Here is a 22,771-nt window from a genome sequence, read left to right as displayed (position 1 = left end):
TGCTCTTTTTGTGCTCATTTTTAGTATTTTTTAGGAATTGTTACCAATTCTTAAAGATTCTAAAAATTCTGACAAAGCGACAGTGTGTGGTCTGGAGAATCAGACCTAGAGAAAAAAGAAGGAGCTAAAAACTTGGCAGGACATGAAGTTCAGTACGGCAAGCACCGTACTCGTCGTAGTTTTTCAAGAATCAAAGAAGTTCTTGATTTACCAAATTTGATTGAAATTCAAACCGACTCATTCAAAGAATTCTTAGATCACGGTCTTAAAGAAGTTTTTGAAGATGTACTTCCAGTATCCAACTTTACAGATACAATGGAATTGGAATTTGTTGGTTATGAATTAAAAGAACCAAAGTATACCCTAGAAGAAGCGCGTATTCATGATGCGAGTTACTCAGCGCCAATCTTTGTAACCTTCCGCTTGATTAACAAAGAAACAGGCGAAATCAAGACACAAGAAGTCTTCTTTGGTGAGTTTCCAATCATGACTGAAATGGGAACCTTTATCATCAATGGTGGTGAGCGGATTATCGTTAGTCAGCTCGTGCGTTCGCCAGGTGTTTATTTCAATGATAAGGTTGATAAGAACGGTAAGGTTGGCTATGGTTCAACTGTTATCCCAAACCGTGGTGCTTGGTTAGAGCTTGAAACCGATTCAAAAGACATCGCCTACACACGGATTGACCGCACCCGTAAAATTCCTTTTACAACCCTTGTTCGTGCCCTTGGATTTTCAGGTGATGATGAAATCTTTGACATCTTTGGTGACAGTGAATTGGTACGCAATACCATTGAAAAAGATATTCATAAAAATCCGGCGGATTCACGTACGGATGAAGCCCTCAAGGAAATCTATGAACGCCTTCGTCCAGGTGAGCCTAAGACAGCAGAAAGCTCACGTAGCTTATTGACAGCGCGTTTCTTTGACCCACGTCGTTACGACTTGGCGCCTGTTGGTCGTTACAAGATTAACAAGAAATTGAATCTCCGTACTCGCCTGCTCAACCAAACCTTGGCTGAACACGTGATTAATGGCGAGACAGGTGAAATCGTCCTTGAAGCAGGAACTGTCTTAAACCGTGATGTGCTTGAGTCAATCGAAGATCAATTCGATGAATTGAACTTGGTGGAATACATTCCAAATGATGCGGCAGTTTTGGTAGAGCCAGTCTTGCTCCAAAAATTCAAGATTGTCGCACCGACTGACCCAGACCGTGTCGTGACAGTTATCGGAAATGCGAATCCAGCAGAAAATGTACGTACTATTACTCCAGCGGATATCCTAGCTGAAATGAGCTACTTCCTCAACCTTGCAGAAGGTCTTGGACGCGTTGATGATATTGACCACCTTGGAAATCGTCGGATTCGTGCCGTAGGTGAATTGCTTGCCAACCAAGTGCGTATCGGATTAACCCGTATGGAACGCAATCTCCGTGAGCGCATGAGTGTACAAGACAATGAAGTCTTGACTCCGCAACAAATCCTCAATATCCGTCCTGTAACGGCTGCAATCAAAGAATTCTTTGGTTCATCTCAGTTGTCACAGTTCATGGACCAACACAACCCATTGTCAGAGTTGTCCCACAAACGCCGTTTGTCTGCCTTAGGACCTGGTGGATTGACACGTGACCGCGCCGGCTACGAAGTTCGTGACGTGCATTACACTCACTATGGACGGATGTGTCCGATTGAAACGCCTGAGGGACCAAACATCGGTTTGATCAACAACTTGTCTTCTTATGGGCATTTGAACAAGTACGGTTTCATCCAAACACCATACCGCAAGATTGATCGTACAACAGGTACAGTTACAAATGAAATCGTCTGGTTAACAGCCGATGAAGAAGATGCCTATATCGTAGCGCAATCAACTTCTCCACTCGATGAAAACAACCGTTTTGTCGACAAGATTGTCATGGGACGTCATCAAGGGAATAACCAAGAGTTCCCAGCAGACTCTGCGGATTTCATGGACGTGTCGCCTAAACAGGTAGTTGCCGTTGCGACCGCATGTATTCCGTTCCTTGAAAATGACGACTCCAACCGTGCTCTCATGGGTGCCAACATGCAACGTCAGGCCGTTCCGTTGATTGATCCAAAAGCTCCTTATGTAGGAACTGGTATGGAATATCAAGCTGCCCACGATTCAGGAGCAGCAGTTATTGCCCAGCATGACGGAAAAGTTACTTATGCAGATGCCGACAAGGTTGAAGTACGCCGTGAAGACGGTTCACTTGATGTTTACCACATCCAAAAATTCCGTCGTTCCAACTCAGGAACAGCCTATAACCAACGGACACTCGTTAAAGTGGGTGATATCGTTGAAAAAGGTGACTTTATCGCGGACGGTCCTTCTATGGAAAATGGAGAAATGGCGCTTGGTCAGAACCCGATTGTTGCCTACATGACATGGGAAGGGTACAACTTCGAGGATGCGGTTATCATGAGTGAACGCTTGGTGAAAGATGATGTCTACACCTCTGTTCACTTGGAAGAATATGAGTCAGAAACGCGCGATACTAAGTTAGGCCCTGAAGAAATCACGCGCGAAATTCCAAACGTTGGTGAAGATGCTCTGAAAGACCTAGATGAAATGGGGATCATCCGTATTGGTGCGGAAGTAAAAGAAGGTGACATTCTGGTTGGTAAAGTGACTCCAAAGGGTGAGAAAGACTTATCAGCAGAAGAGCGCCTCCTCCATGCGATCTTTGGTGATAAATCTCGCGAAGTTCGGGATACCTCACTTCGAGTGCCTCACGGTGCTGATGGTGTCGTTCGTGATGTGAAAATCTTTACCCGTGCGAATGGTGATGAGTTGCAATCGGGTGTCAATATGCTGGTTCGTGTCTACATCGCTCAAAAGCGTAAGATTAAGGTTGGAGATAAGATGGCGGGACGCCATGGAAACAAAGGGGTTGTCTCTCGTATTGTACCAGTAGAAGACATGCCTTACCTTCCAGATGGTACACCAGTTGATATCATGTTGAACCCACTTGGGGTACCATCTCGGATGAATATCGGACAGGTTATGGAGCTTCACCTTGGAATGGCTGCCCGTAACTTGGGTATCCATATTGCAACACCAGTCTTTGATGGAGCAAGTTCAGAAGATCTCTGGTCAACCGTTAAAGAGGCTGGTATGGATAGTGATGCTAAGACGATTCTCTATGATGGTCGTACGGGTGAACCGTTTGATAACCGTGTATCTGTTGGGGTCATGTACATGATTAAACTCCACCACATGGTTGATGACAAACTTCACGCGCGTTCTGTCGGACCTTACTCACTCGTTACCCAGCAACCGCTTGGAGGTAAGGCGCAGTTTGGTGGACAGCGTTTTGGTGAAATGGAGGTCTGGGCACTGGAAGCCTACGGTGCTTCAAACGTTCTTCAAGAAATCTTGACTTACAAGTCAGATGATGTCAATGGTCGTTTGAAAGCCTATGAAGCGATTACTAAAGGAAAACCAATTCCAAAACCGGGTGTACCAGAATCATTCCGCGTCTTGGTCAAAGAATTGCAATCACTTGGTCTTGACATGCGTGTCCTTGATGAAGATGATCAAGAAGTAGAACTTCGTGACCTTGATGAGGGCGAAGATGATGACATCATCCACGTAGATGATTTAGAAAAAGCGCGTGCAAAGGCCGCAGCTGATGCAGCGGCAGCATTTGCAGCCGAATCAGAAGAATAAGGATGAGTGGAAACAGGAGCCTTCCTGTTTCTGGCTGATTCTCTTGTTAGAAATGAAGAAAGGGATTATTAGTGGTTGACGTAAATCGATTTAAAAGTATGCAAATCACTTTAGCTTCTCCCAACAAAGTCCGTTCATGGTCTTATGGGGAAGTTAAAAAACCTGAAACAATCAACTATCGTACGCTCAAGCCAGAGCGTGACGGGCTCTTTGATGAGGTCATCTTTGGTCCGACAAAAGACTGGGAATGTTCGTGCGGAAAATACAAACGCATCCGTTATAAAGGAATCGTTTGTGACCGCTGTGGTGTAGAAGTCACCCGCGCTAAAGTCCGCCGTGAGCGGATGGGGCATATTGAGTTGAAAGCGCCGATTTCTCACATTTGGTATTTCAAAGGGATTCCAAGCCGTATGGGCTTGACCCTCGATATGAGCCCACGTGCCCTTGAAGAGGTCATCTACTTTGCGGCTTATGTGGTGATTGATCCAAAGGATACACCGCTTGAGCACAAATCGATCATGACCGAGCGTGAATATCGTGAAAAATTACGTGAATATGGCTACGGTTCATTCGTTGCGAAAATGGGGGCAGAGGCGATTCAAGACCTGCTCAAACAAGTGGATTTACCAACGGAAATTGCAGCCTTGAAAGAAGAATTGAAGACAGCTTCTGGTCAAAAACGGATCAAGGCAGTTCGACGTTTGGATGTGTTAGATGCCTTCTACAAATCTGGCAACAAGCCTGAATGGATGATTTTAAATATCTTGCCAGTTATTCCACCGGATCTCCGTCCAATGGTGCAATTGGATGGTGGACGTTTTGCAGCATCTGACTTGAATGAATTGTACCGCCGTGTTATTAACCGGAACAACCGTTTGGCGCGCTTGCTAGAGTTGAATGCACCAGGTATCATCGTACAAAATGAAAAACGGATGCTCCAAGAAGCAGTTGACGCCTTGATTGATAATGGTCGCCGTGGTCGTCCGATTACAGGACCAGGTAGCCGTCCGCTCAAGTCTCTCAGCCACATGCTGAAAGGAAAACAAGGTCGCTTCCGTCAGAACTTGCTCGGAAAACGTGTGGACTTCTCGGGACGTTCGGTTATCGCTGTTGGTCCAACCCTTAAAATGTACCAATGTGGTGTGCCACGTGAAATGGCGATTGAACTCTTCAAACCATTTGTCATGCGTGAAATTGTTGCCCGCGATATTGCAGGGAACGTAAAAGCGGCTAAACGCTTGATCGAACGTGGGGATGACCGGATTTGGGACATCCTTGAAGAAGTGATTAAAGAACACCCAGTGCTTCTGAACCGCGCACCGACCCTTCACCGTCTCGGAATCCAGGCCTTTGAGCCAGTCTTGATTGATGGTAAGGCGCTTCGCTTGCACCCGCTTGTTTGTGAGGCCTATAATGCGGATTTCGACGGGGACCAAATGGCGATTCACGTACCTTTATCAGAAGAAGCACAGGCAGAGGCACGTATCCTTATGCTCGCGGCAGAGCACATCTTGAATCCGAAAGACGGAAAACCGGTTGTAACACCGTCTCAGGATATGGTCTTGGGGAACTACTACTTGACCATGGAAGATATTGGTCGTGAAGGCGAAGGAATGATCTTCAAGGATATGGATGAAGCCGTTATGGCTTACCGCAATGGTTATGTGCACTTACATACCCGTGTCGGAATTGCAACAGATAGCCTTGACAAGCCTTGGACACCATCCCAACAACACAAGATTATGATGACCACTGTTGGTAAGATTTTGTTTAATGCGATTATGCCAGCGGGCTTGCCATATCTCCAAGAGCCGACCAATGCCAACTTGACAGACGGCACGCCAGACAAGTATTTCTTGGAGCCGGGATCTGATATTAAGGCTGCGATTGCAGAGCTTCCAATCAATCCTCCATTCAAGAAGAAAAATCTTGGAAATATCATCGCTGAAATCTTCAAACGTTTCCGCACAACGGAAACATCTGCCCTCCTTGACCGCTTGAAAGACCTTGGTTACTACCATTCGACTCTCGCAGGTTTGACGGTGGGTATCGCAGATATTCCAGTGATTGATAATAAGGCAGAAATTATCGAAGAATCTCACGAACGTGTTGAACAGATCAAGAAACAATTCCGTCGTGGTATGATTACAGATGATGAGCGTTATGCAGCCGTTACGGATGAGTGGCGTTCAGCTAAAGAGAAATTAGAAAAACGGTTGACAGAGTCACAAGATCCGAAGAACCCGATCGTTATGATGATGGACTCTGGAGCCCGTGGTAACATCTCCAACTTCTCCCAGCTCGCCGGAATGCGTGGGTTGATGTCCGCTCCGAATGGACGTATCATGGAGTTGCCAATCTTGTCCAACTTCCGTGAAGGATTGTCCGTTCTTGAAATGTTCTTCTCTACTCACGGTGCTCGTAAAGGGATGACTGATACGGCCTTGAAGACAGCCGACTCTGGTTACTTGACACGCCGTCTTGTTGACGTTGCCCAAGATGTCATCATTCGTGAGGACGATTGTGGGACGGATCGTGGTTTGGATATCCGTTCGATTACTGATGGCAAGGAAATGATTGAGCCGCTTGAAGAACGTTTGCAAGGTCGTTATACTAAGAAAACCGTGAAACATCCTGAAACAGGTGCAGTTATCATTGGTCCAAATGAATTGATTACCGAAGATATTGCCCGTGACATTGTCAATGCAGGTGTCGAACAAGTAACGATTCGTTCTGTCTTTACATGTAACACCCGTCACGGTGTATGTCGCCACTGTTATGGTATTAACTTGGCAACAGGTGATGCGGTTGAAGTAGGGGAAGCAGTGGGTACCATTGCCGCCCAGTCTATCGGTGAGCCGGGTACTCAGTTGACCATGCGTACCTTCCACACGGGTGGGGTAGCCTCTAACTCAGATATCACCCAAGGTTTGCCTCGTGTCCAAGAAATCTTTGAAGCCCGCAATCCAAAAGGGGAAGCGGTCATTACAGAAATCAAGGGTGAGGTAACAGCAATTGATGAAGATGTAGCTACCCGTACTAAGAAAGTCTTTGTCAAAGGTAAGACTGGCGAAGGCGAGTACGTGGTACCATTTACCGCCCGTATGAAAGTACAGGTCGGCGATCAAGTGGCGCGCGGTTCAGCTCTTACAGAAGGGTCAATCCAACCGAAACGCTTGCTTGAAGTACGTGATGTCCTGTCTGTTGAAACCTACTTACTGTCTGAGGTCCAAAAAGTATACCGCAGCCAAGGGGTAGAAATCGGAGACAAGCACATTGAGGTAATGGTTCGCCAGATGTTACGGAAAGTCCGTGTCATGGATCCAGGGGATACAGACCTACTCATGGGTACTCTCATGGATATTACAGACTTTACTGACGCCAATGCAGATGTGGTGATTGCAGGTGGAATCCCAGCGACAGCTCGTCCAGTCCTTATGGGAATTACCAAAGCCTCTCTTGAAACCAATAGTTTCTTGTCTGCGGCTTCCTTCCAAGAAACCACTCGTGTTCTGACTGATGCAGCAATTCGTGGGAAACGTGATAACCTTCTCGGCTTGAAGGAGAATGTTATCATCGGTAAAATCATTCCAGCAGGTACTGGTATGGCACGTTACCGTAACATTGAGCCACAGGCTGTCAATGAAGTTGAAATCATTGAAGATACCGTTGCTGAAGAATTAGCAGAAGAAATGGTAACAGAATAAGAACAGAAAGCATATCTCAAAAGAGGTATGCTTTTTTACGAACAAATTTCACAAGCTAAATCTTTTTCTCCTGTTTGAAAATCCGCTATAATATGGACATAGAGGAGTATGAGAGATGTATCAAGTGATTCGAATGTATGGGGATTTTGAACCATGGTGGTTCTTAGACGGCTGGGAAGAAAATATTATTAGCAATGAAACCTATGATAATTATGAAGAAGCTTTGCGGTCCTACCAACGACAATGGGTCTGCTTATCCGAGCGATTTCCGATGAAGAAAAGTCGGGATGGATTGGTGACGGCCTTCTGGAATCCAGAAGATCAATATTGGTGCGATGATTGTGACGAATATTTACAAAATTATCATTCCTTGCTTCTCTTAGAAGCCAAGGAAAATTTACCAACCGGCTTACAACGCAAGGTTAGGAAGAAAAGACCACGTTTTTGCAAAATGAAAAATAACGTTTAAGAGAAAGTTCGATGTTCGTGCGTCGAGCTTTTTCTTTATTCAAAAAATTTTTTAGAAATGTGAAAAAAGAGAATCATTTACGAATAAAGAAAGTGAGGAGGAGATATGGTTCAAAAAATAGCACAAGAAATGATTCGAAAGGCAGTAGAAAAACGGGTCAGCGATCTTTATTTACTGCCTAAAGAAGTCACTTACCAAGTCTATGAGCGCATTTTAGATGCGAGGAAGCTAGTCAGTGAGTTGGATGAGGCGACCTATTCGGCAGTGATTAGTCATTTTAAATTTGTGGCAGGTATGAACGTTGGTGAAAAGCGGCGTAGCCAGCAAGGAGCCGGTGATTATGACTATAGCGATGGAACTGTGTCATTAAGGTTGTCGACGGTTGGGGATTACCGTGGGAAATAAAGTCTAGTGATTCGTCTTTTGTATGATCAAGAAGAGAAACTCCATTTCTGGTTTGATGCGTTGGAGCATGTGCAGGAGGCGATAAAAGGGCGGGGCTTGTATCTATTTTCGGGTCCGGTTGGTTCTGGTAAGACCACTCTGATGTATCATTTGGCAGGGCTGAAATTTGCCGACCAGCAGATTGTCACCATTGAAGATCCGGTAGAAATGAAGCGAGATGAGATGCTACAATTACAGCTCAATGAAGCCATTGGCTTGACCTATGACAATCTAATCAAGCTGTCTTTACGGCATCGGCCAGACTTGCTGATTATTGGAGAAATCAGGGATACAGAAACAGCGCGGGCGGTCATTCGTGCTAGCTTGACAGGGGTAACGATTTTTTCAACTGTTCATGGCAAGAGTATTTCAGGTGTCTATGCCCGCATGTTGGAGCTGGGAGTGAGTCCTGATGAACTGCATCATGCCTTGCGGGGGATTATGTATCAACGTTTAATCGGAGGAGGAGGAATCGTAGATGTGGCAACGAAAGCTTACCAAACCTATTCGCCAGCGCGGTGGAATGAGCAGATTGACCAGCTTTTTGCGACAGGACATATCAGTGCTCGTCAGGCGCAGGCCGAAAAAATTGTCCTTGGTTCGTCAACGTAAAATAATTGAATTATTTACCAACCTGCTGACAAGCGGCTTTCATCTAGTAGAAATTGTTGATTTTCTAAAAAGGAGCCAATTGTTGGCAGATAGTTATACTAGTCTTTTATATCAGGGCTTGTTGGCAGGGAAATCTTTTGCAGTTCTTCTTTCAGATTTACAATTTTCAGATGCAGTTGTAACTCAGATAGCCCTGGCAGAAGTGCATGGTAATCTGGAGTTGAGTTTGACCCATATTCAAGATTATTTGGGAAATCTTGTAAAAGTGCGGAAGAAGCTGGTTGAGGTAGCGACCTATCCGGCTATCTTATTGCTATTTTTGCTTGGAATCATGATAGGCTTAAAAAGCTATCTCTTACCCCAATTAGAGACGGGAAACGGCGCAACAACAATGATTGGTTTTCTTCCGCTTGTCTTTTTAGTGTCGGTTGTTATTGGCCTTGTTTTAGCAGTCCTTTTGAGCTATTGGTATCGGAGGTCTGAGAAGATAAAGATATTCAGCTTGTTGGTGCGCTTGCCCTTCTTAGGGAGATTGCTTCAGTTGTATCTGACGGCCTATTATGCGCGTGAATGGGGGAATCTCATCGGTCAAGGTCTTGAAATGACTCAAATTGTTGATTTGATGCAACATCAGCAGTCAGATTTGTTTCGCAGGATTGGAAGGGAGCTGGGTTTGGCTTTAGAAAGGGGTGTTGCCTTTGAAGAACATATAAAACACTATCCTTTTTTCAAGAAGGAGTTGAGTCTCATGATTGAATATGGCCAAGTCAAAGACAAGCTGGGATATGAACTACGGTTGTATGCGAACGAGTGTTGGGAGGAGTTTTTTGCCAAGTTAAATGCTGCCATGCAGTTGATTCAACCGATGGTGTTTCTGTTTGTAGCTGTCATCGTCGTCTTAATTTATGTAGCGATGATATTGCCAATTTATCAAAATCTGGAGGTTTAAAATGAAAAAATTGAAAAAGATAACAGTAAAAGGTTTTACATTAATAGAAATGCTCATTGTCCTACTCATCATCAGTATTCTTTTACTCTTGTTTGTCCCAAATTTAAGCAAGCAAAAAGAAAATGCTAAGCAGACAGGAAATGCAGTGGTTGTGAAGGTTGTTGAAGGACAAGCTGAATTGTATGAATTACAAAACGAAGGAGAAGCAAGCCTGTCTCGGCTGGTGGAGACGGGAGCGATTACGGAAGCGCAGGCGCAAGCCTATAATGAATACTATGCGAAAAATACAAACCAGTCTCGTACAGTCAAGCCTTAGAGCCTATACCTTGTTGGAAAGCTTGGTAACCTTGTTTATGATTAGTTTTGTGACCATTCTACTATCTAGCTCGGTTCATAGGATATTTACAGGTGTAGAAGAGCAAGTGTTTTTTCTTGAATTTGAAAGGATGTATAAGACGAGCCAACAGCTAGCTATATCTTCTCATAGGCCAGTGGTCCTTGATTGTACGGCATCTACGATTTCAAATGGGTATGAACGATTGAAATTACCCTCTACCGTGCAGCTTCGGCAGGAACAACAAATCCTGGTTGACCATCATGGCGGAAATTCCTCTTTAGTAAAAATTGAATTTTTAACAACAGAGAAGAAAATCAGCTATCAATTATATTTAGGGAGTGGGAACTATAAAAAAACAGAAAAATAAAGCCTATATTTTATTAGAAAGTTTGGTCGCATTAGCTGTCTTTGCAATGATTACCAGTCTGCTCCTGACAGGGGTGCTTCATAGCAGAAGGTGGCAAGAAAAGCAGTGGCAAAAACAAGAGGTCTTGTTGTTAGCCAAGATGGCCATCCAGTCAAGGCAAGAACGCCTTGCTCTGAATGGCAATGTCGTAACAGTTCAGCGAGGTAGCCGTTATATTCGTGTCTACTATCAAGGTGAGGAGGTTTTGAATATTGAAAAAGAGTAAGGTGGCGGCTTTTACGCTCTTGGAGTGCCTTTTAGCCTTGCTAGTTATTTCAGGCGGTCTACTCGTATTTGATGGCTTGGCCAAGCTTGTTCATCATGAAATTACTTATCAGGATACCAGCTTGGAAAAGAAGTGGCTGGTCTTTGCGGACCAATTGCGGTATGAATTAGCCGACGTGCGTCTAGTTAAAGTAGAAAATGACCATCTGTATGTCGACAAATCTGGTCAACAACTATCTTTTGGTAAATCAAAGGCGGATGATTTTCGTAAGACGAGCGACAAGGGTCAAGGCTATCAGCCTATGTTATATCAGGTTGCGTCTGCTAAAATCTACCGAGAAAAAACTTTTGTTCAGATTGATATTACTTTTGAAAATGGTTGGGAGAGAAGTTTTGTTTATCGTTTTGAAGAAAAAGTGTAGGGGAGGAATGATGGTATATGCCTTGCTTATGGTCGCTATTTTTAGTTTATTGTTGCAGTTTTATTTACATGCTCAATTGTTAGAAGCACGAGTTGCTTCGGCTAATTACGAAAGTACTGAGGCCTATTTAATGGCTGAATGGACAGCTGATATTGCGCGGGAGGAAATAACAGCAAAGAGCCGAACGACAGAAACTCCTTTGGAGCCTTCGGGGATGGAAGGAGAGTTAAAAGGAGGAAATGTGAAGCCTAAGAAAGTCCCAAAGAGCATTAAGATAGCGGGAGCTATCCGCTTTTCTAAAGGACAATCGCGCTATCGGTCAGAGAACAATCTGCTCCTTGTGACCGTTACGACGACAGAGGGCCATGATTTCTCTTATTCATTTCCTTTATCTAGCGAAAAATAGCCTTTTTTGATATGATAGGAATATGAACTTTGAAAAGATCGAACAGGCTTATGACCTGCTATTAGAAAATGTCCAAACAATCCAGAATCTTCTGGGAACGAACTTTTATGATGCCTTGATTGAGCAAAATGCTGCTTATTTGGCGGGAAGTCATGAGAATGAAGTGGTTGCTACGAACATTGCTAGCTTGAAGCAATTACAGCTGACAGCTGAGGAGTGGCGCCGTGCCTACCAATTTCTTTTTATCAAGGCCAATCAGACAGAGCCGATGCAGTACAATCATCAATTTACACCAGACAGTATCGGATTTATCCTGACATTTTTACTGGAGCAGCTCGTGACTGAAGAACAGGTGACGGTCTTAGAGATTGGCTCGGGAACAGGTAATTTGGCACAAACGATTTTAAATCATAGTCAGAAAGAGATTGATTACTTAGGGATTGAAGTGGATGATTTGCTGATTGATTTATCGGCCAGCATTGCAGATGTAATGGATAGTAGCGTTCACTTTGCACAAGGAGATGCTGTTCGTCCGCAAATTTTAAAAGAGAGCCAAATCATTATTGGTGATTTGCCAATTGGTTATTATCCTGATGACCGGATTGCTCAACGCTACCAAGTGGCTAGTCCAGATGAACATACCTATGCCCACCATCTGTTGATGGAGCAGTCCCTGAAATACTTGAAACAGGATGGCTATGCTATCTTACTTGCGCCAAATGATTTGTTGACCAGTCCTCAAAGTCCTCTGCTAAAAAACTGGTTGAAGGAACATGCAAGCGTGGTAGCGGTGATAACCCTACCTGCAACTTTATTTGGAGCCCAGTCTATGGTGAAAACGATTTTTGTGTTGCAGAAACAAACGAATGTTTCAGTAGAGACTTTTGTCTATCCCTTAACGAATCTGCAAAGTCCTGAGGAATTACAGGCTTTTACAGAGAATTTTAAAAAATGGAAACAAGATAATGCAATTTAAGTGAAAATTTGATATACTAGTTAGGAAAACGCTTAAAAAGGGGAATCTTATGTCAAAAACAATTGCGATTAACGCAGGTAGTTCTAGTTTGAAATGGCAACTCTATCAAATGCCAGAAGAAAAAGTATTGGCGAAAGGGTTGATTGAGCGAATTGGGTTAAAAGATTCGATTTCAACTGTTAAATTTGATGGTCATGCTGCCAGCCAGACACTCGATATTGCTGACCATGTACAAGCTGTAAAAATTTTATTAGATGATTTATTGGCACACCATATTATCGAGGACTTTTCAGAAATCACAGGTGTTGGGCACCGCGTGGTAGCTGGTGGTGAATTTTTCAAAGATTCAGTCTTAATTGACGATGAAGCACTTGCTAAAATTGAGGAGTTGTCAGCACTAGCACCTCTTCATAATCCAGCGAATGCGGCTGGTATTCGTGCTTTTAAAAACATCTTGCCAGATATTACCAGCGTGGCGGTTTTTGACACAGCATTCCATACAACGATGCCAGAAGTAGCGTACCGTTATCCAATTGCAACTAAGTATTACGAAGAAAATCAAGTCCGCAAATATGGAGCACATGGTACTTCTCATTATTATGTGTCCCGTGAGGCAGCAAAAGCCCTAGGGAAGCCAGTTGAAGAATTGAAATTAATCACTGCTCATATTGGAAATGGTATTTCTATCACCGCTATTGATGGTGGAAAATCAGTTGATACTTCAATGGGCTTCACTCCGCTAGCTGGTCCAATGATGGGAACTCGTTCTGGAGATATTGACCCTGCGATTATCCCTTATCTTATCGAAAATGTTGCAGACCTGAAAGATGCTGCGGATGTTGTGAGTATCTTGAACAAGCAGTCTGGTATCTTGGGAATTGCAGAAGTCTCAAGTGATATGCGTGAGGTAGAAGCTGGTCGTGAAGCTGGCGATGCCAAATGTACCCTCGCTTTTGATATGTTAATCAATCGCCTTCAAAAATTCATTGGACAATACTTTGCAGTACTGAATGGAGCAGACGCCCTCATCTTCACAGCTGGTATCGGTGAAAATTCTGTAGCAGTCCGTGAAGCGGTGGTGAAAGGCTTGTCTTGGTTTGGTATGGCATTAGACCCTGAAAAGAATGTCTTTGGAGCAGAAGGGGACATTTCAACACCTGACTCTAAGGTTAAAGTTTTGGTGATTCCAACAGATGAAGAACTCGTTATTGCGCGTGATGTAGAACGCTTGAAAAAATAAGGTTAGAACCTGTCAGGAGTCAATTCTTGTCTCTGTCTCCTTTGCTAAAATAAAATAGCCCCACTAATACTCTTTGAAAATCAAAAGGTTACTTTGTCAGCTTATCTTGATGCACTCCAGCTCTATCTTCGATTGCAGGGGGGCTAGTTTTGCTAGCCCTATTTCCAACCTTCCACAATTCTCAATTGTGGAAGGTTGTCTATTTTTGATTTTCTTTGAGTATAAAGTAGAACCAGGACAGTCGGTTTGGTTCTTTTTTACAAAATAAAATTGGTCAAAAAAGTCATCAATTAAGTTTGTGCTATCGAACAACTAAAAGTAGTCTATCCTCTAGATTATTGGAGAGAGTATTAAAAGCAGACCAAAAGACTGAAACATTCAAAAAAGAGGCAGGAATACAGTTCCTGCCAGAGACCTTGAGTTTTTTATGAGTTACTCCGCTCATCCTATGAATTCTCTATAAGTCAAATGAATTTACGAACCAAATAGAACCAAATAGAAACTCTAGGAATGAAACGATATATCCTCTAAAGAGAGGGAGAACGAACAAACCGATAAGGAGACCTAAAGTAAATAATAGCATTTTTTTATTCTTCCATTTCATTTATTGACACCTACCTGAATAATCTATAACAACTCATGGACAAGTAAGTGGCCCACTTTGCGGAACTATAACTTAGCTCCATTTCTCACTTGTTGTAAAATATAACTGTGAACCCTGCCTAGTCCCCAAGCAACCCAGTCAGATGGAGCTTTTCCAGTTGTATACTTTATTGTTCCATCAACAACTATACCTGCAAAAAGATAGCGAATGCTCCACGCTTATTTCTTCTTTTTGGCAATTCTTCATTGCTAGAAACCATTTCACTTTCAATCTCGGAAAGTTCTACTGTTGTTACCTCATCTGCTCTTGCTGTTGATACAAACACAGGTAAGGTAATGTTAATAAAGATAGATAACAATGATAGAAAAACAATGCCTTTCATAATTTTTTCATAGTCTCTGCCCCTTCCTAAGCTTAAAAACTAAATGTGAAAAATACGGCAAGTTCTCTAATAGCTTGATTTTATTCAATGTCCTTTCTAATAAGCTATTCTTAAAGTTTCTTTCAGTTTCATTGTATACTTGTTATTTGAAAAAAACAAGTCTTTTTTATTAAAATATTTATGTTATAACAAATAAGTTAGGTGTTTTATACTTAACAAAAACCAAAAACTAATATGTACCCGTTGTGCTAGTTAAATTCTAGCTAATACTCATCAAAAATTAAAACTTTAATCTAACCATTTTCTTCTGACAATTTCCTGTAAGCATGCGGAAAAACATGCGGAAATACTCTAGTCAAATTCATGTAGATATGGTAGAATAAAAAAGCAAAGTTGATTTGCACAGAGTAGGTGGTTTGCGTTAAGTGTGTATGGATGGGATGTTGCCATACAACGAAGCGAAAGCGCGGTAAACCATTGCATCCGCTGTCGATGAACCGACAGCTCCAATTGATAAAGGAGCAGAATATGTTTTCAAAAAAATCTCCTAAATTAGGAGTTCAGTTACTGGTTGTCTTAGCGATGTTAATCGCTATTCGTTATATCTTGGGGCAATACTTTTCATTTTGGCTTATTCCCCAGACACTAAAAGTCAGTCTGTCATTTATTGCCAATACGCTTATTGGAATGTTAGCAGGACCATGGATTGCAATCATTGTATTTGTGGTGAATGATGTGCTGACTGCTCTAAACTCAGGCTATCCATTTATTATTTGGTTTACCCTACTAGAGGCGGTACAAGGTTTTCTATACGGTTACTTCTATTACGGGAAAACAATAGACATTCATTGTAAAAAGGATTGGCTCTATGTATTGGTAGCGACCGCTGTGATTATGGGAATTGGAACCTTCTTTTTAACCCCTATTCTCAACCAGATTTACCAACATGTCCCTGTTGCGGTTCAATTCTTTGCTCAAGGGCGTATTTTTAAAATTTTAGAAATTCCATTTAGAGTAGTTGTGACCATGCTTCTCTTGCCACAGCTACAGAGAATCCCAGAAGTTTGCAAGCTAATGGGTATTAAAAAATAAGAAAAAAGCAACAATTCATCCCATTGTTGCTTTTTTATGTCCTATCCCTGACCTGTAACTATTAGTATGATTTGATTAACTCAAAGGTTGAACGATCGAGTTTTTTAACAATTGCTTGTAGGAAGGCTTGTGCTTGTAAGAAATCATCCATATTGTAGAGTGTTTGATGTGAATGGATGTAACGCGCACAAACTCCGATTGTAGTAGACGGGATACCATGATTTTTCATGTGAGCAGCCCCTGCATCGGTTCCGCCTTTTGCGCAATAGTATTGGAATTTGATGCCAGCTTCTTCTGCGGTTGTCAGTAAGAAATCCTTCATATTTTTCAACATGATATGGCCTGGGTCGTAAAAGCGTAAGAGCGTACCGTCTCCGATATTGCCTTGCTCTCCAAAGATGTCACCGGCAGGGGAGCAATCCACTGCAAGGAAAATATCTGGATTGAACTTGGTCGTAGAAGCGTGCGCACCGCGCAAACCGACTTCTTCTTGGACGTTGGCCCCTGCAATCAGTTGATTTGGTAGTGATGTACTTGATAGATTTTCAAGTAATTCAGTCACCATGAGAACTCCAAAGCGATTGTCCCACGCTTTTGAAATCACATTTTGACCGTTTGCAGTCAGGATGGTTTCGTTTTTCGGAATGAGGATATCACCGGGACGAACACCGAAGGCCTCAGCTTCTTCTTTGGAAGCAAATCCAGCATCAAAAATCACATCACCGATAGCAGGAAGTCCAGCGTTTCCATTGCTGCCACGAGAGAGGTGAGGAGGCATAGAGCCTGAAACGGCGGGGATTTGACGACCGTCTTGCAAGTGGAGAATGAAGGCTTGACTAGATACCACCAGTGGATTCCACCCCCCGATTTCAACCACTCGGAAAGTTCCGTCTGCCTTTATTTGGCTAATCATAAATCCAACTTCATCCATGTGGGAAGCAACCATGATGCGAGGTGCATTTTCCTGGCTAGTATCCTTGATACCGAAGATTCCTCCCAGGCCATCGGTTTCAATCCGATCCACATGTGGAGTGATTTTACGGCGAATATGGTCGCGGACATCGTGTTCGAAGCCGGCAATACCTTGTAGTTCGGTAACTTCTTTGATTTTTTCAAATAAATTCGAATATGGCATAATTGATCCTCCTAGCTACTATTTTAACATGAATTATGGTAAAATGTTGGTTATGAAGAAGAAAAAAGTAGCCTTACTAGCAGGTGTAGTTGGAGCAGGTGTCCTCGCAGCTAGTGCGCGATTTGCGATGACAGTGTATGAGGAGCGAAAAAAAGCCAAGGCCCTTCAGCAAGTGCGGGCGTTTTTTGCGGAATACGGAGAGATTGCCACGGTCTTTATTGATGAAACGGCGTCCAGTAAGGAGCGTCTAGTGGGCGGTGTCATCATGGAGGACGAGCGGGTCTATTTGTTCGAAAACGAAGCTAGTGCCATTTGGTATGAGGAGGAGTTGGCATGATTATTCCAAAGAATCTTGAAGAATTAGCCAATTTAGCAGAACAAGAAGGAAAACAAGTCCTTTTCTTTTCAGCAGAATGGTGCGGAGATTGCCGTTTTATCAAACCATTTTTGCCAGAGATTGAAGCGGATAATCAGGATTTTCAATTTGTCTTGGTAGACCGTGATGAGCATCTGGAAGTGGCTCAGGAGTGGAATGTATTTGGAATTCCAAGTCTAGTCGTGCTTGAAAAAGGCAAGGAAATCGGTCGCTTTGTCAATCGTGATCGCAAGACCAAGCAGGATATCAATGAATTTTTAGCAAGTGTGAGAGGATAAAAGATGATTTTTACATATAATAAGGAACATGTTGGCGATGTCCTCATGGTGATTGTTTCAGATAGCAAGGATAAAAAGCTAGATGTTGAGCGCAAGAGTAATGTAGCCCGTGTCTTTCAGCTAGACAATCAAGAAACCGTTGCATGGAATATTTTTCAAGTGTCTAACCTGATTGATATTGCAGGACGCGGTCAGGTCTTCTTAAGAGACGAAGAGGTGGCAGTTCTTAATCAAGAATTGCAAAAAGAAGGCTTTGCAGAAAGTTTGGTTAACGATAATGAGCCGAAATTTGTCGTTGGAGAAATTGTCGAGATAGTTGTTCATCCAGACAGTGACCACTTGCATATATGCCAGGTTAAAATAGCAGAAGACAAGCTCGTTCAAATTGTTGCAGGTGCGCCAAATGTGGCTTTGGGCTTGAAGACCATTGTTGCACTTCCAGGCGCCATGATGCCAAACGGTAGCTTGATTTTCCCAGGCGAGTTACGTGGCGAAAAGAGTTTTGGTATGATGTGTAGTCCTCGTGAGTTGCAGCTGCCAAATGCGCCACAAAAACGTGGTATTATTGAGTTGGATTCAAGTGAGGTGACTGGGACACCTTTTGATCCCGTAAAACATTGGCAAGTATCATAAAAAATAAAAAAGTTGGTTCGGCCAGCTTTTTTATTTTTTTTCGAATAGAGAAGTAGGAGGATAAAAAATGTATAATAAAGTCATTTTGATTGGTCGTTTGACGGCCAAACCGGAAGTAAACCAGACAACAAGTGGAAAACAGCTCACTCGCATCACGGTAGCCGTCAATCGGCGATTTAAAACTGAAAATGGTGACCGCGAGGCTGATTTCATTACAGCTGTCTTTTGGGGAAAATTAGCGGAAACTTTAGCATCCTATGGTGGAAAAGGAAGTTTGCTTTCCATTGATGGCGAGTTGCGTACGCGGAAATACGAAAAAAATGGTCAAAATCAATACGTGATAGAAGTTCTTGGTCAGTCTTTTCAATTGCTAGAAAGCCGTGCCCAACGTGCCATGCGAGAGAACAACATAGGAGAAGACCTTGCAGATTTGGTCTTAGAAGATGGAGAAGAGCTACCGTTCTAGAGAGGTGTATTGTTCTATCGTCATTTAGTTTATCTTTTATACTCATTTAGTTTAACTTTTATTATGGCTTCGAGCTAGTTTTTCTCGAAGAGAAAAACAAGAAAACCACCAGCTATGCTGGTGGCAGATAAGGCTTTGAGCCTCCATTTCTTTTTCCTGATATAATCTAATTGTTCAGGTTAGACAAAACAAAGGAGGGAAAAGAAATGACAAAAACCAGTTATAGTTTATCACACACCAAATGGATGTGCAAATATCATATTGTTTTCACGCCTAAGTACCGAAGAAAAGCCATATACTACAAAATTAGACAGGATTTAATCGAGATTTTCCGTCATCTATGCCAATATAAAGGAGTTGAAATTATTGAAGGACATGTGATGGCTGATCGTGTTCATATGTTAGTTCTCATTCCCCAAAAACTTTCGATTTCTGATTTTATGGGATACCTTAAAAGTAAAAGTGCCTTAATGATATTCGATAAACATGCGAATTTAAAATATAAGTATGGAAATCGCAAGTTTTGGGCAAGAGGGTATTACGTCAGTACGGTAGGATTAAACGAAAAGACTGTTGCGAAGTATATCCGCGAGTAGGAAAAGACAGACATTGCTCTTGATAAGTTGAGTGTTAAAGAGTATGAAGATCCATTTTCAGATGGAGGTTTTAGAACAAGATAAAAGCCCGTTGTTACGGGCATTAGTCAAGTAATAGAAGCTAACCTGAACGAAGTTCAGCGAGCGTCTTTAGACGCCGCTGGAGGGAAACGGCTTATAGCCGGTGTACAAGCCACCTGTTTTCACGGGTGGCCATGATTACTTCGGGAGTTGAGGAAACTTTGTTTCTTGATTTCCACTTCCAATAATCTACTGGATTATTGGAACTCGCTTTGCCGTATCCCAGTACATTAAGATACGAGGGTGTATAAAAATCTGTATGAAAATAGGAATCTTGACGAGTGAAAAGCTCCAGTGGAGGTTTTCAGCCTATCTTCAAAGGTATACTATACCCAAAAGTCATAAACTTCGTTTGTCCTATTTGTTAGCCACCAACAGTCTATCCGTAGACTATTGGTGCTAGGAAAGATTGCACCTAAAGGTAGCCCTATCCGTAAGCGAACAAAGTTCGCAACAGCTAACGTCCCCCTAAAGGCGTTCGTAGTTGTAACTAGCTAAAGCTAGACCAGCTACCTATCTTTTTCACTAAGATTTTAGCCCGAGTTCAGTTATGCCTGCAGCTGTTGACACGAGTTACACTCGTTTTATTTCCAATCTCCAACAGTCTCCCAGACTATTGGAGCGAGTACTAAAAGTAGACTAAACGACTATAAAATACTCGTTCCTTGTTTACCTATCGGTCTCGGGTCTGATTTCTGAAAAGGTAAGGAAATCCCCTTGACTATTTTTGACCAAATGATATAATGAAAACAGAGATTAGCGCTCATATATGTAGAGTGCTAAAACAGAATGTATTTTTGGAGGTATAATATGCTAAAGCCATTAAGTGACCGAGTGGTCGTGAAAGTAGAAGAACAGGAAGAGCAGACAGTCGGCGGATTTGTTCTTGCTGGGCATGCGCATGAAACAACTAAAACAGCACAAGTGCTTGCTGTTGGTGAAGGAATCCGCACATTGACAGGCGAATTAGTGCCTTCTAGTGTAAAAGTTGGTGATAAAGTTTTACTTGAACACCATGCAGGTATTGAAGTAAAAGATGGTGACGAAAAACAATTACTGGTTCGTGAATCAGAAATCTTAGCAATTGTAGAGTAAAGGAAGTGAGGAAATGGTAAAAGAGATTAAATTTTCATCAGATGCCCGTAGTAGCATGGTGCGAGGAGTTGACATCTTAGCAGATACAGTAAAGGTTACCTTGGGACCTAAAGGACGTAATGTCGTGCTTGAAAAAGCTTTTGGCTCACCATTGATTACCAATGATGGTGTGACGATTGCTAAAGAAATTGAATTGGAAGACCATTTTGAAAATATGGGTGCCAAGTTGGTGTCAGAAGTTGCTTCTAAGACCAATGACATCGCAGGTGACGGAACAACAACAGCAACTGTTTTGACTCAAGCTATCGTCCGTGAAGGCATTAAAAACGTAACAGCAGGGGCAAATCCGATCGGCATTCGTCGTGGAATTGAAGTGGCGGTCCGTGCTGTGGTAGAGGCTCTTAAGGCAAATTCTGTGCCTGTTGCCAATAAAGAAGCTATTGCCCAAGTAGCGGCTGTATCCTCACGCAGCGAAAAAGTTGGAGAGTACATCAGTGAAGCCATGGAAAAAGTCGGCAAAGATGGCGTGATTACGATTGAAGAGTCAAAAGGTATGGAGACGGAGTTAGATGTTGTAGAAGGGATGCAGTTTGACCGTGGATACCTTTCTCAATACATGGTAACAGACAATGAGAAAATGGTAGCAGAGCTTGACAATCCATATATCTTGATTACGGATAAAAAGATTTCAAATATCCAAGAAATCTTACCATTACTAGAAAGCATTCTCCAAAGCAGTCGTCCGCTCTTGATTATCGCTGATGATGTGGATGGGGAGGCTCTTCCAACCCTTGTCTTGAACAAAATTCGTGGAACTTTCAACGTTGTAGCTGTCAAAGCACCAGGATTTGGGGATCGCCGCAAAGCTATGCTTGAGGATATTGCAATCTTGACAGGTGGTACAGTCATTACAGATGATCTCGGTCTTGAATTGAAAGATGCAACGATTGAAGCGCTTGGTCAAGCTTCTAAAGTTAGTGTTAATAAGGATACAACGGTTATCGTTGAAGGTGCGGGTGATGTAGCAGCGATTGCTCATCGCATCGGTGTCATTAAAGCGCAAATTGAAACAACAACATCAGAATTTGATCGTGAGAAATTGCAAGAACGCTTGGCGAAATTGTCAGGCGGTGTCGCAGTGATTAAGGTCGGAGCAGCGACAGAAACAGAGTTGAAAGAAATGAAACTCCGCATCGAAGATGCTCTCAATGCCACTCGTGCCGCTGTTGAGGAAGGTATTGTCGCAGGTGGTGGAACAGCTTTTGTCAATGTTATGGATGCCGTTGCAAGCATTGAGGCGGAAGGCGATGAAGCAACAGGACGCAACATTGTCCTTCGTGCTTTGGAAGAGCCAGTTCGTCAAATCGCTCTTAACGCAGGCTTTGAAGGCTCTATTGTGATTGACCGCTTGAAAAACTCAGAAGTTGGAACAGGTTTCAATGCAGCAACAGGCGAGTGGGTCAATATGATTGAAGCAGGAATTATTGATCCTGTGAAAGTCACACGCTCTGCCCTACAAAACGCAGCCAGCGTTGCAAGCCTCATTTTGACAACCGAAGCGGTTGTCGCAAACAAACCAGAACCAGCTGCTCCAGCTCCAGCAATGGACCCAAGTATGATGGGTGGAATGATGTAGGAGTACACTAAAAATCCAGAGTGGATTGAAAAAGTCCATATAGGACTGGATCGTTTTTCGAGTGTTTATCTTGTGAATGGAGAGTGGGACAAAAGTCCTGCTCTTTTTGTTTGGAAATGTATAGTGGATTGAGAAAGGAATAGGATAAGGAAAGGAGCTGCAGATAGAACTGGCGTTCATCCGATGTCCTATTCCTTTCTCAATTCACGATATTTCCAGTTACAAACTCCTAGAACTAGTATAATGTCAGCTATGATAGGCCCATTTCTAACTCAAGCGTCTCAGATTTCATTCCACCACAAACATTCATTTTAGACTAACTTCCGCTTTGGAAAGGGAAGTGGAACTTACTTTGATAAATTATACGTCGTGAAGTTCCAGCACGTCAAACGCATGAAGAAAAGATAGTTTTCAGAAAACTATTTACATAGTGACAAAATCAATCAAAGTAGTAAACTAGAGAAAGTGATAACTACGATGATTGATTTTCTTGTTTCACTAGAAGCCC

Annotated in this window: 20 protein-coding genes, 2 pseudogenes and 1 riboswitch; of the genes and pseudogenes, 20 read left to right on the top strand and 2 right to left on the bottom strand. The window is 42.6% G+C overall.

Annotated elements, in window-relative coordinates; translation table 11 throughout:
• The first annotated feature begins 132 nt into the window (after positions 1-132).
• From rpoB to E4T82_RS09680, 12 genes and pseudogenes are all read left to right on the top strand, one after another.
• A complete protein-coding gene (gene rpoB, locus E4T82_RS09730) occupies positions 133-3,696 on the top strand; it encodes a DNA-directed RNA polymerase subunit beta (protein ID WP_135182637.1) in 3,564 nt (1,187 codons plus the stop codon).
• Positions 3,697-3,767: 71 nt separating this feature from the next.
• On the top strand, positions 3,768-7,403 hold the full coding sequence (gene rpoC / locus E4T82_RS09725) for a DNA-directed RNA polymerase subunit beta' (protein WP_135182636.1): 3,636 nt from the start codon (positions 3,768-3,770) through the stop codon (positions 7,401-7,403).
• A 115-nt stretch (positions 7,404-7,518) separates the two neighbouring features.
• Entirely contained in the window at positions 7,519-7,872 is a 354-nt protein-coding gene (locus E4T82_RS09720) for a DUF1033 family protein (protein WP_135182635.1), read from the top strand.
• Positions 7,873-7,977: 105 nt separating this feature from the next.
• Positions 7,978-8,928: pseudogene (gene comGA / locus E4T82_RS09715) on the top strand (competence type IV pilus ATPase ComGA).
• Positions 8,840-9,877 carry a competence type IV pilus assembly protein ComGB gene (gene comGB, locus E4T82_RS09710; protein WP_135182656.1) on the top strand — a complete coding sequence of 346 codons (1,038 nt, stop codon included), beginning with the start codon at positions 8,840-8,842 and terminating at the stop codon, positions 9,875-9,877. The pseudogene comGA and the gene comGB overlap by 89 nt, the downstream one beginning before the upstream one ends.
• Before the next feature lies 1 nt (position 9,878).
• Positions 9,879-10,193, top strand: coding sequence for a competence type IV pilus major pilin ComGC (gene comGC, locus E4T82_RS09705; RefSeq protein WP_135182634.1), 315 nt, complete (start codon positions 9,879-9,881; stop codon positions 10,191-10,193).
• The gene (gene comGD / locus E4T82_RS12545; RefSeq protein ID WP_167753610.1) at positions 10,153-10,581 is read left to right on the top strand and encodes a competence type IV pilus minor pilin ComGD; all 429 of its coding nucleotides are present in this window, start codon (positions 10,153-10,155) and stop codon (positions 10,579-10,581) included. Before comGC ends, comGD begins: the two co-directional genes overlap by 41 nt.
• Positions 10,553-10,846: a competence type IV pilus minor pilin ComGE gene (gene comGE / locus E4T82_RS09700; protein WP_135182633.1), complete on the top strand. Its 294-nt coding sequence runs from the start codon at positions 10,553-10,555 to the stop codon at positions 10,844-10,846. The genes comGD and comGE overlap by 29 nt, the downstream gene beginning before the upstream one ends.
• Positions 10,833-11,267 carry a competence type IV pilus minor pilin ComGF gene (comGF, locus tag E4T82_RS09695; RefSeq protein ID WP_135182632.1) on the top strand — a complete coding sequence of 145 codons (435 nt, stop codon included), beginning with the start codon at positions 10,833-10,835 and terminating at the stop codon, positions 11,265-11,267. The genes comGE and comGF overlap by 14 nt, the downstream gene beginning before the upstream one ends.
• A gap of 10 nt (positions 11,268-11,277) precedes the next feature.
• The gene (gene comGG, locus E4T82_RS09690) at positions 11,278-11,673 is read left to right on the top strand and encodes a competence type IV pilus minor pilin ComGG (RefSeq protein ID WP_135182631.1); all 396 of its coding nucleotides are present in this window, start codon (positions 11,278-11,280) and stop codon (positions 11,671-11,673) included.
• A gap of 22 nt (positions 11,674-11,695) precedes the next feature.
• A complete protein-coding gene (locus tag E4T82_RS09685) occupies positions 11,696-12,649 on the top strand; it encodes a class I SAM-dependent methyltransferase (protein WP_135182630.1) in 954 nt (317 codons plus the stop codon).
• Between the two features lie 49 nt (positions 12,650-12,698).
• The gene (locus tag E4T82_RS09680) at positions 12,699-13,889 is read left to right on the top strand and encodes an acetate kinase (RefSeq protein ID WP_135182629.1); all 1,191 of its coding nucleotides are present in this window, start codon (positions 12,699-12,701) and stop codon (positions 13,887-13,889) included.
• 788 nt (positions 13,890-14,677) lie between these two features.
• Here E4T82_RS09680 and E4T82_RS09675 read toward each other — a convergent pair.
• A complete protein-coding gene (locus tag E4T82_RS09675; protein ID WP_135182628.1) occupies positions 14,678-14,875 on the bottom strand; it encodes a hypothetical protein in 198 nt (65 codons plus the stop codon).
• Positions 14,876-15,276: 401 nt separating this feature from the next.
• Positions 15,277-15,366, top strand: a riboswitch (THF riboswitch).
• A 37-nt stretch (positions 15,367-15,403) separates the two neighbouring features.
• On the opposite strand from E4T82_RS09675, the gene E4T82_RS09670 reads away from it, so the two are divergent.
• Positions 15,404-15,967: a folate family ECF transporter S component gene (locus E4T82_RS09670; protein ID WP_209304580.1), complete on the top strand. Its 564-nt coding sequence runs from the start codon at positions 15,404-15,406 to the stop codon at positions 15,965-15,967.
• Between the two features lie 61 nt (positions 15,968-16,028).
• On the opposite strand, the gene pepA is transcribed toward E4T82_RS09670, so the two are convergent.
• Complete coding sequence (gene pepA, locus E4T82_RS09665; protein WP_135182627.1) at positions 16,029-17,102, bottom strand: glutamyl aminopeptidase; 1,074 nt, start codon at positions 17,100-17,102, stop codon at positions 16,029-16,031.
• 52 nt (positions 17,103-17,154) lie between these two features.
• Between pepA and E4T82_RS09660 the strand changes: the two genes are divergently transcribed.
• The 7 genes and pseudogenes from E4T82_RS09660 (at position 17,155) to groL (ending at position 22,263) form a co-directional block, all read left to right on the top strand.
• Positions 17,155-17,439, top strand: a complete 285-nt coding sequence (locus E4T82_RS09660; RefSeq protein ID WP_135182626.1) for a DUF4651 domain-containing protein — start codon at positions 17,155-17,157, stop codon at positions 17,437-17,439.
• Positions 17,436-17,756 carry a thioredoxin family protein gene (locus E4T82_RS09655; protein ID WP_135182625.1) on the top strand — a complete coding sequence of 107 codons (321 nt, stop codon included), beginning with the start codon at positions 17,436-17,438 and terminating at the stop codon, positions 17,754-17,756. The genes E4T82_RS09660 and E4T82_RS09655 overlap by 4 nt, the downstream gene beginning before the upstream one ends.
• A 3-nt stretch (positions 17,757-17,759) precedes the next feature.
• Positions 17,760-18,389, top strand: coding sequence for a YtpR family tRNA-binding protein (gene ytpR / locus E4T82_RS09650; protein WP_135182624.1), 630 nt, complete (start codon positions 17,760-17,762; stop codon positions 18,387-18,389).
• Between the two features lie 67 nt (positions 18,390-18,456).
• Positions 18,457-18,855 (top strand): single-stranded DNA-binding protein, encoded by a 399-nt coding sequence (locus E4T82_RS09645; RefSeq protein ID WP_135182623.1) that lies wholly within the window; start codon positions 18,457-18,459, stop codon positions 18,853-18,855.
• A 206-nt stretch (positions 18,856-19,061) separates the two neighbouring features.
• Positions 19,062-19,535: pseudogene (tnpA, locus tag E4T82_RS09640) on the top strand (IS200/IS605 family transposase).
• Between the two features lie 807 nt (positions 19,536-20,342).
• On the top strand, positions 20,343-20,627 hold the full coding sequence (groES, locus tag E4T82_RS09635) for a co-chaperone GroES (protein WP_075105323.1): 285 nt from the start codon (positions 20,343-20,345) through the stop codon (positions 20,625-20,627).
• A 13-nt stretch (positions 20,628-20,640) separates the two neighbouring features.
• A complete protein-coding gene (groL, locus tag E4T82_RS09630; RefSeq protein WP_135182622.1) occupies positions 20,641-22,263 on the top strand; it encodes a chaperonin GroEL in 1,623 nt (540 codons plus the stop codon).
• Positions 22,264-22,771: the final 508 nt, after the last annotated feature.

The sequence above is a fragment of the Streptococcus cuniculi genome, from assembly GCF_004570575.1.
GTDB lineage: Bacteria > Bacillota > Bacilli > Lactobacillales > Streptococcaceae > Streptococcus > Streptococcus cuniculi_A.
The sequence above is the reverse complement of the archived record's forward strand: the minus strand, read 5'-3'. Positions and strand labels throughout refer to the sequence as shown.

Excerpts from the sequence above, each read along its gene's own strand:
- groL (WP_135182622.1), top strand. The coding sequence starts at position 20,641 with ATGGTAAAAGAGATTAAATTTTCATCAGATGCCCGTAGTAGCATGGTG.
- comGB (WP_135182656.1), top strand. The coding sequence starts at position 8,840 with ATGAGCAGATTGACCAGCTTTTTGCGACAGGACATATCAGTGCTCGTC.
- E4T82_RS09685 (WP_135182630.1), top strand. The coding sequence starts at position 11,696 with ATGAACTTTGAAAAGATCGAACAGGCTTATGACCTGCTATTAGAAAAT.
- groES (WP_075105323.1), top strand. The coding sequence starts at position 20,343 with ATGCTAAAGCCATTAAGTGACCGAGTGGTCGTGAAAGTAGAAGAACAG.
- comGG (WP_135182631.1), top strand. The coding sequence starts at position 11,278 with ATGGTATATGCCTTGCTTATGGTCGCTATTTTTAGTTTATTGTTGCAG.
- pepA (WP_135182627.1), bottom strand. The coding sequence starts at position 17,102 with ATGCCATATTCGAATTTATTTGAAAAAATCAAAGAAGTTACCGAACTA.
- E4T82_RS09675 (WP_135182628.1), bottom strand. The coding sequence starts at position 14,875 with ATGAAAGGCATTGTTTTTCTATCATTGTTATCTATCTTTATTAACATT.
- E4T82_RS09670 (WP_209304580.1), top strand. The coding sequence starts at position 15,404 with ATGTTTTCAAAAAAATCTCCTAAATTAGGAGTTCAGTTACTGGTTGTC.
- E4T82_RS09680 (WP_135182629.1), top strand. The coding sequence starts at position 12,699 with ATGTCAAAAACAATTGCGATTAACGCAGGTAGTTCTAGTTTGAAATGG.
- comGD (WP_167753610.1), top strand. The coding sequence starts at position 10,153 with ATGCGAAAAATACAAACCAGTCTCGTACAGTCAAGCCTTAGAGCCTAT.
- E4T82_RS09655 (WP_135182625.1), top strand. The coding sequence starts at position 17,436 with ATGATTATTCCAAAGAATCTTGAAGAATTAGCCAATTTAGCAGAACAA.
- E4T82_RS09660 (WP_135182626.1), top strand. The coding sequence starts at position 17,155 with ATGAAGAAGAAAAAAGTAGCCTTACTAGCAGGTGTAGTTGGAGCAGGT.
- comGC (WP_135182634.1), top strand. The coding sequence starts at position 9,879 with ATGAAAAAATTGAAAAAGATAACAGTAAAAGGTTTTACATTAATAGAA.
- E4T82_RS09645 (WP_135182623.1), top strand. The coding sequence starts at position 18,457 with ATGTATAATAAAGTCATTTTGATTGGTCGTTTGACGGCCAAACCGGAA.
- ytpR (WP_135182624.1), top strand. The coding sequence starts at position 17,760 with ATGATTTTTACATATAATAAGGAACATGTTGGCGATGTCCTCATGGTG.
- E4T82_RS09720 (WP_135182635.1), top strand. The coding sequence starts at position 7,519 with ATGTATCAAGTGATTCGAATGTATGGGGATTTTGAACCATGGTGGTTC.